Annotated in this window: 9 protein-coding genes and 1 pseudogene; 6 read left to right on the forward strand and 4 right to left on the reverse strand. The window is 53.8% G+C overall.

The features are described from left to right. Window positions 1-131 precede the first annotated feature (131 nt). Window positions 132-1706, forward strand: coding sequence for an RNA repair transcriptional activator RtcR (gene rtcR / locus ACQ86O_RS01475; protein WP_431223853.1), 1575 nt, complete (start codon window positions 132-134; stop codon window positions 1704-1706). 64 nt (window positions 1707-1770) lie between these two features. Here rtcR and ACQ86O_RS01480 read toward each other — a convergent pair whose 3' ends face one another. Then, window positions 1771-2655 carry a LysR family transcriptional regulator gene (locus tag ACQ86O_RS01480; protein WP_431223854.1) on the reverse strand — a complete coding sequence of 295 codons (885 nt, stop codon included), beginning with the start codon at window positions 2653-2655 and terminating at the stop codon, window positions 1771-1773. Window positions 2656-2874: 219 nt separating this feature from the next. Here ACQ86O_RS01480 and ACQ86O_RS01485 point away from each other — a divergent pair, with 219 nt between their 5' ends. The 5 genes from ACQ86O_RS01485 to ACQ86O_RS01505 all read left to right on the forward strand — a co-directional run bounded on the left by ACQ86O_RS01485 (window position 2875) and on the right by ACQ86O_RS01505 (window position 9784). Continuing rightward, window positions 2875-4374: a UbiD family decarboxylase gene (locus ACQ86O_RS01485; protein WP_431223855.1), complete on the forward strand. Its 1500-nt coding sequence runs from the start codon at window positions 2875-2877 to the stop codon at window positions 4372-4374. A gap of 301 nt (window positions 4375-4675) precedes the next feature. Further along, window positions 4676-6829, forward strand: coding sequence for a carbon starvation CstA family protein (locus ACQ86O_RS01490; RefSeq protein ID WP_431223856.1), 2154 nt, complete (start codon window positions 4676-4678; stop codon window positions 6827-6829). Window positions 6830-6942: 113 nt separating this feature from the next. After that, window positions 6943-7146, forward strand: coding sequence for a YbdD/YjiX family protein (locus ACQ86O_RS01495; RefSeq protein ID WP_021179159.1), 204 nt, complete (start codon window positions 6943-6945; stop codon window positions 7144-7146). A 24-nt stretch (window positions 7147-7170) separates the two neighbouring features. Beyond that, window positions 7171-8133, forward strand: a complete 963-nt coding sequence (gene yjiA, locus ACQ86O_RS01500; protein WP_431223857.1) for a GTPase — start codon at window positions 7171-7173, stop codon at window positions 8131-8133. A 400-nt stretch (window positions 8134-8533) separates the two neighbouring features. Continuing rightward, on the forward strand, window positions 8534-9784 hold the full coding sequence (locus tag ACQ86O_RS01505) for a lysozyme inhibitor LprI family protein (RefSeq protein ID WP_431223858.1): 1251 nt from the start codon (window positions 8534-8536) through the stop codon (window positions 9782-9784). Window positions 9785-9905: 121 nt separating this feature from the next. Here the strand turns inward: ACQ86O_RS01505 and ACQ86O_RS01510 are convergent, their stop codons facing one another. From ACQ86O_RS01510 to ACQ86O_RS01520, 3 genes and pseudogenes are all read right to left on the reverse strand, one after another. Continuing rightward, a complete protein-coding gene (locus ACQ86O_RS01510) occupies window positions 9906-11090 on the reverse strand; it encodes an amidohydrolase (RefSeq protein ID WP_431223859.1) in 1185 nt (394 codons plus the stop codon). Further along, a complete protein-coding gene (locus ACQ86O_RS01515) occupies window positions 11080-12330 on the reverse strand; it encodes a Zn-dependent hydrolase (RefSeq protein ID WP_431223860.1) in 1251 nt (416 codons plus the stop codon). Before ACQ86O_RS01515 ends, ACQ86O_RS01510 begins: the two co-directional genes overlap by 11 nt. 3 nt (window positions 12331-12333) lie before the next feature. Further along, window positions 12334-13553: pseudogene (locus tag ACQ86O_RS01520) on the reverse strand (hypothetical protein). Between the last annotated feature and the right edge of the window lie 394 nt (window positions 13554-13947).

Raw genomic sequence — 13947 nt, forward strand, 5'->3', positions numbered from 1 at the left:
ATGAATAAACAGAAATTAAAAACATAATGCATTGAAATAAAAACAAAAATAATAAATAAAATTCGGCTGGAGCGGCTAGTCACAAACCGATATCTTATCTTTCAGGATAGCTATTTATCTAAAGGGATAATATGAAACGCAGAGTGGTGATCGGGGTTCTGGGAACAAAGCTGGACAGACGCGGCAAAGGGGAAAACCGCTGGAGTAAGTGGCGGCCAACGGTCGGGCTATGCCAACAGGCCGATCTGCCGGTTGATCGTCTGGAATTGCTGCACCAGCCACGTGATAAAGGCATGGCGCAGCAGGTGGCGCAAGATATTGTGTCGGTGTCACCCACCACCGAGGTCGTGTTGCAACCTGTCGCCCTCCAGGATCCCTGGGATTTCGAAGAGGTGTACAGCGCCTTTTTAGATTTCGCCAGCCGCTATCCGTTCGATACCGAGAATGAAGACTATCTGGTTCATATCACTACCGGCACTCACGTTGTGCAGATTTGTTGGTTCCTGCTGACGGAAGCGCGCTATCTCCCCGCCCAGCTGTTGCAAACCGCCCCCGGTGACAAAACCGATCGACCTTCACCGCAGGGGATCTGCTCGGTGATCGATCTGGATCTCAGCCGCTATACCGCTCTCACCAGCCGTTTTTTGCGGGAGCAACAGCGCTCGGTGTCATTCCTGAAAGCCGGCATCGAGACGCGCAACGCCACCTTTAACGCCCTGATCGACCAGATAGAACGCGTGGCCCTGCGCTCCAATGCCCCGCTGCTGCTCACCGGGCCTACCGGAGCCGGTAAATCCTTCCTGGCAGAGCGAATCTTCCAACTGCGGCAATCACGCCATCGAGTAAAAGGCCGGTTTGTGGCGGTGAACTGCGCCACCCTGCGCGGCGATAATGCCATGTCGACCCTGTTCGGCCATGTAAAAGGGGCATTTACCGGCGCATTGCAGGCGCGGGCTGGCCTGTTGCGTGAGGCCGACGGCGGCGTGTTGTTCCTGGATGAGATTGCCGAACTGGGGCTGGATGAACAGGCAATGTTGCTGAAAGCCATTGAAGAGAAAAAATTTTTCCCCTTTGGTGCCGATAAGGAAGCCAGCAGCGATTTCCAACTGATCGCCGGTACCCATCGCAATATGCGCGATTGGATCAGCCAGGGGCATTTTCGCGAAGATTTATACGCCCGTATCAATATGTGGACTTTCCCGCTACCTGGCCTGGCCGAACGGCGTGAAGATATTGAACCGAATATCGAATACGAATTACAGCGCTTTGCCCGCAGTAACCAGACGCAGGTGCGTTTTGACAAAGACGCCAAGCTGCATTATCAGGCTTTTGCCCGTTCTGCGCAGGCGGCCTGGCGCGGCAATTTCCGTGAGTTGGGTTCCTCCGTGGCCCGCATGGCAACGTTGGCAGAACAGGGGCGCATCACTCTGGCTTTGGTTGACGAAGAAATCGCCCGGCTGAAATCCCACTGGCAAGATAGCCCCGCCACTTCATTACCTGCCGGGCTGGGTGAAATCGATCTGTTTGAGCAAAGCCAGTTGGAAGCGGTGCTGAAGGTATGCCGAGCCTCCTCTTCCCTGTCAGAAGCCGGGCGGCAACTGTTTGCCGTCTCACGCCAGCAGAAAAAGCAGCCCAACGATGCTGACAGGTTACGCAAATACCTGGCGCGTTTTGGATTAAGCTGGGAAGAAGTGCGCACCATGTAATATACCCAGAGTCATTGGAGTGGCGGCCAACAACGCTGCCCCTTCAAGTAACAAGGGTATGCGATTAAAACGGATATCCCTGCTCCACCACCGCCAACAACTCGGTGATATAAGGCGTGGCCGGTGTTTTCACCAAGGCAGGGAAAAACACCTGTGGCTGCGGGAAAACCTCCAACACATAGCAATGTGGCAACTTGCTGGCATCCACCTCAGAGCTGGGCAGCAGTGTCGCAGCCTCAAGGCCGGACTCTATCCAATCGAGGATCACCCCCGGCTGGGTGATATGCATGATCACATCCGGGTTTGCCCCTCCTTTGCGGAACAGATCCAATAGTGTTTCATACACGCCGGAATCGCGGGCCCGATGCAGCAATACCAGCGGTAGCTGGCCTAACTCGATAAAAGGAAAGGGATCTTTTGGTTGCCCGGCCACCAGTTTTTTATTAACCACCGCCACCAGCTTCACCGGATTAAAGGCAATAACGTCGTAACCTTCGCTCTGATAGGGCTTTTGGATCAGGGCCACATCAATGGTCCCATCCTGCAAACAGGTTTCAAGGCTGCTGGAATCCGCCACCGTCACGCTTATTTCCGTATGCGGATTACGCCGATGCAATTCCAAAAATAACGGCTTGAAATACGATTGGAACAAGTGAGTCAAACCAATTCGCAATAAACAACGCTCACGATGGGCAATCTGGAGGGTTTCCCGCGCCGTATCTTCAACCTGCCTTAATAACTCACAGGCCTTACGATAAAGAAAATAACCCGCATTCGTGACCTCCAGGCGATTCCCTTTGCGAATAAACAGGGCAACGTTCAGCTCTTCTTCCAGCTCCTGAATACGTTTGCTCAGCGGGGGCTGCGCCATATTCAGCAGGCGAGCCGCCTTACTGAATGAACCTTGTTCCACCACCTTGCAAAAATACCTCAACCTTTTTAGATCCATACCCCGGCCCATGTCACAAGAGGATTGCCATTTTTACCCTGTACGCTAATCAACCCGAGTATACCCTATGAATTTCAACTTACCGCCAGGCAAAGGTTAGCGGCGTTATACACTTTTCTGGTGTGGGCTCTGGCACCAAAACGGTATTGGCCTGCCTTTCCGCTGGAGAATATATTTTTAATTAACAATGACTTTATATTCTGATTAGCGGAAATGACCATGACCGAACATGAAAACAAAAAACCTAAAAATGACGTGTATGATTTACGATCCGCCTTGGCTTTATTGAAAACTTTGCCGGGCGAATACGTAGAAACCAAGGTGGCAGTGGATCCCCAGGCCGAATTGTCCGGCGTATATCGTTATGTCGGAGCAGGCGGCACCTGCCAGCGGCCAACGCGTAAAAATGGCCCGGCGATGGTCTTCCATAACATCAAAGGTTTTAACGATATCAGCGTGGCAATTGGTTTAAATGGCTCCCGTAGACGGGTCAGCGAATTCCTCAATTGCCCGCCAGAAAAGTTGGGGCATCTGTTGAAGGATTCGGTGCAATGCCCGATCCCAACGGTGGTGGTGGCGCCAGATAAAGCACCATGCCGTGAAGTGATACACCTGGCCAGCGACCCCGATTTTGATCTGCGCAAATTATTACCTGCCCCCACCAATACCGAAGAGGATGCCGGGCCTTACATCACTATGGGGCTATGCTATGCCTCCGATCCAGATACGCACGAATCCGACATCACCATCCACCGCCTGTGTATCCAGGGCCGGGACGAACTCTCCATGTGGCTGACGCCGGGGCGCCATATTGATGCTTTTCGTATCAAGGCAGAAGAGCAAGGTCAGCCATTGCCAATCTCTATCAGCATCGGCGTTGATCCTGCCATTGAGGTTGCGGCCTGCTTTGAACCCCCAACGACACCGCTTGGCTTTGATGAGTTGAGTATCGCCGGAGCACTGCGTGGCCGGGCGGTGGAAATGGTGCAATGTATCACCATCGATGAAAAAGCCATCGCCCACGCGGAGATTGTGATTGAAGGTGTGTTGCTGCCCAACGTGCGTGTACGTGAAGATCAGAACACCCATACCGGCAAGGCAATGCCAGAGTTCCCCGGTTATACCGGTGAAGCCAAGGAGGCCATTCCGGTGATCAAAGTCACCGCCGTGACGCATCGCCATAACCCGATCTGGCGAACCACGCTCGGCCCTGGCGAAGAACATGTGAATATGGCGGGGATCCCAACTGAAGCCAGCATTCTGGCGCTGGTGGAACGGGCGATGCCCGGTAAACTACTGAACGTTTTTGCCCACAGCGCCGGGGGCGGCAAGTTGCTGGCAGTGATGCAGTTCAAAAAATCCGCTTCTACCGATGAAGGGCGCCAACGTCAGGCTGCGCTGTTGGCGTTCTCTGCCTTCCCGGAGCTGAAACACGTTGTTCTGGTTGACGACGACGTGGATATCTTTGATAGCGACGATGTACTCTGGGCAATGCAGACCCGCTATCAGGGCGATGTCGATACCGTTTTCATTCCTGGCGTGCGCTGCCACCCGCTGGATCCCTCCCAGATGCCTGCCTATAGCCCGAGCATCCTGCAGCAAGGCATGTCGTGCAAAACGCTGTTTGACTGTACCGTGCCCTTCCACCTGAAAAGCCACTTTGAACGTTCGAAATTCAAAGAGGTAGAGGTAAAACATTTCCTGCCTGACTTTGAATAACCGAGCACTGACGCGGCTTTTGTGAGCTGCGTCTCTCTTTTGGCCATGGGGCCAACCCGCTGGCTCAGCCAGTAAAAACCACTCACCCTGCCATTACAACCGCTCAGTCTGCGTATTAAACCGCTGACTGAAAATCCGATGTATTCCCCTCCCTAGGCTAGTGATGATGAGCTGTTCCTAAACCTGCCCCTAACCAGGGGAAGACGCTTTACCCAAATGTCCGACAACAGGCTTATGGCCTGAAACATCTAATAATCGGATCTATCAATCAATTTTTTGCAGAATGGAATAAGGATACCTCATGAAACGCGAGGGAATTTTAAAACACCTCCCATGGATGCTGCTGGGGATACTCGGGGCTTCTTGCCTGGGTGTTGTCGCATTGCGCCGTGGCGAAAGCATCAGTGCGCTATGGATAGTCGTTGCTTCGGTGGCGGTCTATCTGGTGGCCTATCGCTACTATAGCCTGTATATCGCGACCAAAGTGATGCAGTTGGACGCCACCCGCGCTACACCGGCGGTGGTGAACAACGATGGCCTGAACTATGTGCCAACCAATAAAAACGTGCTGTTTGGCCACCACTTTGCGGCAATTGCCGGGGCAGGCCCGCTGGTTGGCCCAGTGTTGGCCGCGCAGGTCGGCTATCTGCCCGGCACGCTGTGGTTGCTCGGCGGCGTCGTGCTGGCGGGGGCGGTGCAGGACTTTATGGTGCTGTTTATCTCCTCACGCCGGAACGGTGCCTCTCTGGGTGAGATCATCAAAGAGGAAATGGGGCCGATCCCAGGCACCATCGCGCTGTTTGGCTGCTTCCTGATCATGATTATTATCCTGGCGGTGCTGGCACTGATCGTGGTGAAAGCCCTGGCAGAAAGCCCGTGGGGCGTGTTCACCGTCTGTTCCACCGTACCAATCGCACTGTTTATGGGCATCTATATGCGCTTCCTGCGCCCCGGCCGGGTAGGTGAGGTGTCTGTTATCGGTATCGTGCTGTTGGTCGCTTCCATCTGGTTCGGTGGCGTGATCGCCCACGATCCATACTGGGGCCCGGCGCTGACCTTTAAAGACACCACCATCACCTACACGCTGGTGGGGTATGCCTTTATTTCGGCCCTGCTGCCGGTATGGCTGATCCTGGCACCGCGCGATTACCTGGCAACCTTCCTGAAAATCGGCGTTATCGTCGGGCTGGCGATCGGTATTGTGATCCTCAACCCTGAGCTGAAGATGCCTGCGGTAACGCAGTTTGTTGACGGCACTGGCCCGGTCTGGAAAGGTTCTCTGTTCCCGTTCCTGTTTATTACCATTGCCTGTGGCGCTGTTTCTGGCTTCCACGCGCTGATTGCTTCCGGAACAACGCCAAAACTGCTGGCCAACGAAACCGACTCCCGCTTTATCGGTTACGGCGCCATGCTGATGGAATCCTTCGTCGCCATTATGGCGCTGGTTGCGGCTTCAATCATCGAGCCAGGCCTGTACTTCGCCATGAACACCCCACCGGCTGCGCTGGGCATTACCATGCCAGACCTGCACCGTCTGGGCACGGAAGATGCGCCGATGATCATGGCCTCTTTGCGTGATGTCACCACCCATGCTGCCGCAGCCGTCAGTTCCTGGGGCTTTGTGATCACCCCTGAACAGATCCTGCAGACCGCCAAAGATATCGGTGAGCCTTCGGTTCTGAACCGTGCCGGTGGCGCACCAACCTTGGCAGTGGGTATCGCTCACGTGTTCCACCAGATAATCCCTGGCGCGAATATGGGCTTCTGGTACCACTTCGGTATTCTGTTTGAAGCCCTGTTCATCCTGACCGCTCTGGATGCAGGGACCCGCTCTGGCCGCTTTATGCTGCAAGACCTGCTGGGTAACTTTGTCCCGTTCCTGAAGAAAACCGATTCACTGGTTGCTGGCATGGTGGGTACTGCGGGCTGCGTTGGCCTGTGGGGTTACCTGCTGTATCAAGGCGTGGTTGATCCATTGGGCGGCGTCAAGAGCCTGTGGCCACTGTTCGGCATCTCCAACCAGATGCTGGCCGCCGTGGCACTGGTATTGAGCACCGTAGTGCTGATTAAGATGAAGCGCGCCAAGTACATCTGGGTGACCGTGATCCCAGCCATTTGGCTGCTGATCTGTACCACCTACGCGCTTGGGCTGAAACTGTTCAGCGACAACCCGCAGTTGGAAGGTTTCTTCTTCCTGGCCAAGGAATACAAACGCAAAATCGCTGAAGGTGGCGCGGATCTGACCGCTCAGCAGGTTGCCAACATGAACCATATTGTGGTGAACAACTACACCAACGCCGGCTTGAGCATCCTGTTCCTACTGGTGGTGTACAGCATCATCTTCTTCGGTATCAAAACCGCCATGGCCGCGTATAAAAACCCGAAACGTACCGATCGGGAAACGCCATATGTGCCGGTTCCTGAGGGTGGCGTCAAAGTTTCGTCGCACCACTGATGGTGATTTGATAGATACCCTGCATAATGTTAGATAAGTGATGCATCCAAGGGGCACAGCTTTCTGTGCCCCTTACTGATGAGCCCTCGCAGGCGTATCTTTGGAGAAGAATTATGTTCGGAAACCTCGGCCAGGCGGGTAAATACCTCGGGCAGGCAGCACGCATGTTGGTGGGTGTGCCTGACTACGATACCTACGTCCAGCATATGAAAGATAACCATCCGGACAAGCCGGTGATGACCTATAAAGAATTTTTCCGTGAACGCCAAGATGCCCGCTACGGTGGAGATGGTAAAGGCGGCATGCGCTGTTGCTAGTGAAGTAAGTAAAAGGGACCAATAATGAAACCCATCGCCGTCACTATCCTGACCGGTTTTTTGGGCGCAGGCAAAACGACCCTGCTGCGCCATATTCTGAATGAAAACCACGGTTACAAGATTGCCGTCATCGAAAACGAATTTGGCGAGGTACCGATTGATAACGCACTGATCGGTGACCGTGCCAGCCGTATCACCACGCTCAGCAACGGTTGCATCTGCTGCAGCAAATCCAATGAGCTGGCAGATGCGCTGCTGGATCTGCTGGACGGCGTGGATCAAGGCCAACTGGAATTTGACCGGTTGATCATTGAATGCACCGGCATGGCCGATCCTGGCCCGATCACCCAGACCTTTTTCTCGCACGAAGTCATCTGCGAGCGCTTCCTGTTGGACGGCATTATTACGCTGGTGGATGCGGTGCATGCCGATCAGCAACTGAACCAATTCACCATTTCGCAGGCGCAAGTGGGCTACGCCGACCGCATCCTGCTGACCAAGACCGACGTAGCAACGGATAGCGAAGCGCTGATCCAACGTTTGCAACTGATGAACGCCCGTGCGCCAGTGTATAAAGTGACCCATGGCGATATCGATCTCAGCGTGCTGTTCAATATTGAAGGCTTTGTGCTGAACGACAAGCTCAACGTAACAGCGCCAACCCCATTGTTCCGCCGTATTCCGCAGGCACAAAACAATATTCAGTCGATCGTGGTGTACCACGAGCAGCCACTGGAACTGATGCAAATATCTGAAGTGATGGAAGGCTTACTGCTCAAGTTCGCGGATAATCTGTTGCGTTACAAAGGCATTTTGTCGATCAAAGACGAATCGCGCCGCCTGCTGTTCCAGGGTGTGCAACGCCTGTATAACGCCGACTGGGATCGCGAATGGTTACCCGAAGAAGAGCAGAAAAGTACGCTGGTATTTATCGGCATCGATCTGCCAGAAGATGAAATCCGGGAAGGGTTTGCGGCTTTGGTCTGAGGGTTCAAGGGGCGGGGTTAGTGCACCAAGGTGCTAACGCCGTCTTGCTTATCTTTTATCAGTCAACTGAAAAAGTCTTAGGGTTAACGGTTAAGCAATCATTTAGGCAGTCATTTTACCAAACCGAGTTTTCGCCTGGTTTGCTGTGAAACTGATCACAATGCCCTCCTCATAAGATAAAACAGCTATAAATCGCACGATTTGCACCTGTTTCAAACCACAGATCCCTCTCAGACTCCTTTCATTGGCTTGCCAAAGAGAGCACGTAAAAAATAGTTTAATTTCAATTGGCTACCCACATTATGCTGCAACCCAATCATCAAAACGCCATTGATATGACGTTTCAGAAATCCGCATGCTAGTATTCTGTAGAAAAGCTCGGTACGAAAAGGAACTCAACATGACCGCCAGGTTTCATTTAACGACTACGCCACATCAATCGTCAGTCCCAGCTATTGCTCCCAGCCACCCATTATCACGTTTATTACTCTGCCTGAGCCTGGCTTTTGGGGGAGCTTTATCCGTACAAGCCGCCTCCTTTGATTGCACAAAAGCCACCAGCGATGTCGAGCATGCCATCTGCAATAACCCCAAATTAAGCGACCTGGATGAGCAATTAAATGATAATTACCAACTCGCCATAGCGAATCTGCCGGGTGATCAGGCTGATGCATTGCGCAACGCTCAGCGTAATTGGCTGAAGCAACGGGATGCCTGCCAGGGCAAGGAAAGCTGTCTCAATGACCTGTTTAGCCAACGTGCCACACAACTTCAGGCTGTCGCTAATCAAGCCTCGGCGAAGCTGGACGGCATTATCGCCAGCATACCGGGCAACCCGGCCCAGGCGGCATTGCAGCTCGGAGAGTATCGCGGCCCACTGGCGTCAGCATGGCTGATTTATCTGCATCAGTTTGAGCCCAGCGCCAATATAACCCGTGGCGAGGTAGAAAAAAGGCATCAACGTGTTGTTGCGTCAATGAATGATGATACTTATCCCCAATCATTACTCCATGATATAGAGAACGATCCCAAGATAAGCCACGATCGGGCGGTTCTCACCTTACTACGCATGACCATTGAACGTGAGGGCTATGAGGATCAGGATGGGCGGCCTTATGTGCACTGTTTCATCTTCAAACGTCAAGGCATGGCGGCCTACGAGACTTTTGGGGCGCTGTATGGCTCTACCCGTGATTCTCAGGCCCCTATCTGCCCGCCGCAAGGCGATTTGTTTGAGCAACCGGCCTGGAAGCAGCTCAACAAGCTGTTTGAACCCGTCATTACTGCGGCCAGTGAAAACGCGGGTACCATTCGTTTTGCCAGCTACGCCGATTGGTCAATGTTCAGGCTACATGCCACCGTCTCCCCGGAGGATTACCTCAAGCCTGACCAAAACCCCCGGTCTGCGAGCGATCCTGAGCAGCTGATCCGCAGTTGGTCTGATGATAACTTTTGGCCAAAGGCTCAGCGGGAGCAACTCCTCGCCGCCATCGAACCGGCACGGTTAGCAACCCTGGGGTGGTTACAAACCGAGAAGCACTTCTCGGCGAGCGATGCAGCCAAAGCCTCTAATGCGCTGGTGAAACAGTGGTTGAGAGACAGAATGGATTTTATCGGGGAAGCCCCTGGGGATGGCTATAGTTGTCATTAACGCTGGCGCCCTCTCCCAGTGGGAGAGGGCCGGGGTGAGGAGGCCAGAACAACGGTAAACATCCTGGAACGGGTTACCTTTGCTGAGCCTTTTTACCGAATAAACCGGTACTGCCAAGGCGTTAAAAATCATCCTGCTGCAAATAGCACCAAGCGTACTGAGCATACAGCTCCGCGCCGGTAGCCATCACATCTTCGTCAATATTGAAGCAGCCGTGATGGTGCGCCCAGTCGGTGCCTTTCTCTGGGTTACCACAGCCCAGTAAAGCGAAGCATCCGGGGATATTTTCGATAAAGAAGCTGAAATCCTCGCCACCGGTGGTGGGCTTTTCGGCAAACAGCACCGCGTCGCCAAAGGCGGAACGAACCACCGATTGTGCCAACAGCGCACTGCGCGCTTCATTGATCACCGGCAAGGTGCCGTAGGTGTATTCCACTTCTGCCGTAGCCCCGTAAATAGCCGCCGTATGTTGAGCATAACGCGCGATCGCCGCTTTGATACGTTCCCGGGTTTCGACGTTAAAGCAGCGTACCGTGCCGTCCAGTACCGCATTTTCGGCAATCACGTTAAACCGCGTGCCCACTTCCATCCGCCCGATAGTCACTACCGCAGATTCTAACGGAGAGGTTTCGCGGGCAACAATCGCCTGCACGTTCATCACGAAAGCTGAAGCCACCACTGCCGCATCCACACAGGCTTCCGGCATCGAACCGTGGCCGCCACGCCCTTTGAATTTAACCTTCAGCAAATCGGCAGAGGCAAAGGTGGAACCCACATTACAAGAAACCTTGCCTGAAGGGCTGGTAGTCCAGATATGCATGCCAAATACGTTGTCCACACCCTCTATCGCGCCCTGTTTCACCATCTCACGCGCGCCCTGGGCAATCTCTTCCGCAGGTTGGAAAATCAACCGTACCTTGCCACGCAGGCTCTCTCGGTTTTCGTATAATGCTTTGGCCGCCGCCAGCAGCATCGCCGTATGGGCGTCGTGCCCGCAGGCATGCATTTTGCCGTCGGTTTGCGACTTATAACCCAGTGAGTCGTTTAACTCCTGCACTGGCAACGCATCCATATCGGCACGCAATGCCACGGTCTTGCCGGGTTGCCCGCCGGTTATCTCGGCAATCACGCCGGTTGGCGTCGTCAGGCGGTAAGGGATGCCGATCTCTTCCAGCGCTTGCGCTACTTTTTGCGTGGTGCGCACTTCTTCCCAAGGCAGTTCAGGATGAGCATGCAGATCGCGACGAAACGCAATCATCGCCTCCACATGGGTTTGAATAGATTGCGCGATGGCTTTATTGGTCATTGCAGGTTGCCTCTGTGATCTCTTTTACCGTTTGAAAAATAACGTCAATGCCTTTTTGAATCTGCACATAATCGGTCCATTCGTCGGGATGATGGCTCAGGCCATTCTTGCTGGGTACAAAGACCAGCCCCACGTCGGTGATCCCGGCAAAAATCATGGCATCATGCCCGGCACCGCTGACCATCGTCCGCTGTCCCAGGCCTAACGCTTGGCTGTGTTTCTGCAGCAAACGGTGGATACCGGCGTCCAGGCGCGTGGGTTCCACCAGCAACGGTTGTTCAATGTGGCAGACAATGCCCGCTCCGGCCTGCTGATGGATGCAGTTTTTGGTTTGCTCCACCACCTGCTGCAGTTTGTCCAGGCGTCTAGAGCGAATATCGACGGTGAAAATCACCTTGCTCGGGATCACGTTGGCGCCGTTAGGGAATACCTGGATTTTCCCGGTGGTGGCGACCGTTTCCTCACCGGCTTGACGGGCAAAATCCCCTACGCTGGCAATCACCCGGCTGGCAGCAACCAGCGCATCATGGCGACGATCCATCGGAGTGGTCCCCGCATGCCCAGCCTTGCCGGTAATGGTCACCACCAGTTGGGTAATGCCGACAATCACGTCCACCAGGCCAACATCGAGGGCTTCCTGCTCCAACACCGGTCCTTGCTCAATATGCAGCTCGATAAACGCTTTCAGGGTTTGCGGAGCCCGCACCACGCTGGCTACCCGATCGGCGTCAAAACCGAACGGTGCCATGCACTGTGCGGCCGTGCAGCCCTGGCTATCCCGCAGGCGGTGCAGTTCTGCTGCATCCACCTTACCAGCGATGGCGCTGGAAGCCAGCAGGCCCCGGCCAAAGCTGGAGCCTTCTTCTTCTACCAGCGCGACCACCTCCAGCGGGTAACGTGGCAGCAGCCGTTGTTCTTGAAACAGCTTGGCAACCTCCAGCCCCATCACCACCCCGGCAGGGCCGTCAAAGGCACCACCGTTAGGCACCGAATCAAAATGCGAGCCAATCATTACCGTAGGCAGCGTGGGATCCTGCGCTTCACTTTTACCAAAGATATTACCGATGGCGTCCTCACGCACGCTAAGGCCCGCAGCCTGCATCTGTGCTTTGATATATTCACGCGCCTGCTGGCCCTGGGGGCTATAGCTCATGCGCGTAGTACCTTCTCCCGGCGTGGCCGTATACTCGGCCAGTTGTTCCAGGTGTTGCTGAATACGCTCTATCTTTGCATAGCTCATGATTTATCCTGCCATCGGGGTGATGTAACCCACCATAACACCAGCCAGAACCACAGAAACCATGGTGACCGAAATGAACCCACCAACCAGCATCGGTGCCAACATGTGGTGAGTCAGGATCTCACGTTCTTTTTCGTCTTTGGTCAGTGCGGTTATCGCTTCATTGGTGATGATGTAATCTGCCGGGAAGCCATACATCGCGGTCAGGGCGATGGCGAATGCCATCTCCATGCTGACACCGAGTAACCTCCCCACCAGCCAGGAGACCAGGAACATCCCCACCACGGCGGTGCCGATCAGCACGAGCATCGGGAAGACCAGCCGCAGCAGCATTTCTGGCGTCGCGTTATTCAAGGTATCAAAGATAAACAGCATCAGCCCCATCACCGCAAAGCCGAAGCCATTGGCTTTTTGCAGGGGATGTTTCTCTAAAAAGCCCAGGGTTGCGGCAATAACGCCGAACAGCAGGCACAGCACAAACGGGCTGATGCTCACCACCGGTGCCAGCCAATGTGACACCTGGTAAGCCAGATACCCCACCAGCGCCAAACGCAGAAATTTAAAATAGCTGGTGTTGTAGTGGGCAGGGATCAGGCCGAACATGCGCGGCATTTTTTCCTCTGCGCTGACCGTCGTTACCGTCTTGTCTTCAGGCAGTTGCGCGGTAGATTCATGCCATTCGCCGTTGCGGTATTTTTGCAGTACACGTTTGCCTTCCCGCTGCAGCATGATGGCGGTTAGAGGGTAACCGGCAAAACCCTGCATCACATAAATCAGGATGGCAAAAACCGACAGATCAACCAGGCCCGCGCTGGCCGCTCCTTTCGACATGATCAACGCCGAGACAATCCCCCGACCAGCGGTGGAATGGTGACAATCGCCGTGTTCATATCAAACAGCAACATACAAACCCCAAACACCGCCGCGATAATGCCAGCGATCCCCGCCAGTGAGATCACAATGGTCTTCCATTGCCGGACCAGTTCCGGCACCGAAAGCAGCGTCCCCATATTGGTGATCAGCAGATACATCAGCATGACGGCCACCGCAGGTGTGATACCGGCGAGGCTGACAATATCTTTTGGGAAGAATGTCCAGTAGCCGAACAGGAACAACACCGCGCACACAAAGACTGAAGGGATCCAGGCCTTGGTGCGCACGGAAACCACATCTCCCAAGTATAAAATCACCATAACAATCAAAAGAGCTAACATCTGTGACATAGAATATTTCCGTTCTTATATTTTTAAAATATCCATCTCGGACAGTTCAATTCACTAAATATCATGGCTAATACAGTTAGCCACCCCATAGGTTTCAGCACAAATAAGTCTTCATGCAGAGAGATAAACTCCACACAGGTAATTTGAGCGTATTTCGATACTAAACATCCAGTAATGATATGACTAGGAAAAAAATTCCGGTTGATGGAATCTACTGGCCCCAGATGGGTAAATGTTTTATAACCTTATTTATCTCCTTCTTGCGTGCAGTTGCAGCGTTGTTGGCTGCGAGAGTAACCCCCAGCCACCGACCTGAGTAAGCGCCAGGGATTAACGCCCTTGCCGTCTAACTGCGACTCCAAATACCTTGGGGATGGCAACCCTTAATTGGTGA

Origin of the sequence: Serratia sp. L9, from assembly GCF_050632285.1 — a bacterium.
Lineage (GTDB): Bacteria > Pseudomonadota > Gammaproteobacteria > Enterobacterales > Enterobacteriaceae > Chania.

Coding starts and splice junctions, on each gene's coding strand:
- ACQ86O_RS01495 (WP_021179159.1), top strand. CDS start 6,943: ATGTTCGGAAACCTCGGCCAGGCGGGTAAATACCTCGGGCAGGCAGCA.
- yjiA (WP_431223857.1), top strand. CDS start 7,171: ATGAAACCCATCGCCGTCACTATCCTGACCGGTTTTTTGGGCGCAGGC.
- ACQ86O_RS01510 (WP_431223859.1), bottom strand. CDS start 11,090: ATGACCAATAAAGCCATCGCGCAATCTATTCAAACCCATGTGGAGGCG.
- ACQ86O_RS01490 (WP_431223856.1), top strand. CDS start 4,676: ATGAAACGCGAGGGAATTTTAAAACACCTCCCATGGATGCTGCTGGGG.
- ACQ86O_RS01485 (WP_431223855.1), top strand. CDS start 2,875: ATGACCGAACATGAAAACAAAAAACCTAAAAATGACGTGTATGATTTA.
- ACQ86O_RS01515 (WP_431223860.1), bottom strand. CDS start 12,330: ATGAGCTATGCAAAGATAGAGCGTATTCAGCAACACCTGGAACAACTG.
- ACQ86O_RS01505 (WP_431223858.1), top strand. CDS start 8,534: ATGACCGCCAGGTTTCATTTAACGACTACGCCACATCAATCGTCAGTC.
- rtcR (WP_431223853.1), top strand. CDS start 132: ATGAAACGCAGAGTGGTGATCGGGGTTCTGGGAACAAAGCTGGACAGA.
- ACQ86O_RS01480 (WP_431223854.1), bottom strand. CDS start 2,655: ATGGATCTAAAAAGGTTGAGGTATTTTTGCAAGGTGGTGGAACAAGGT.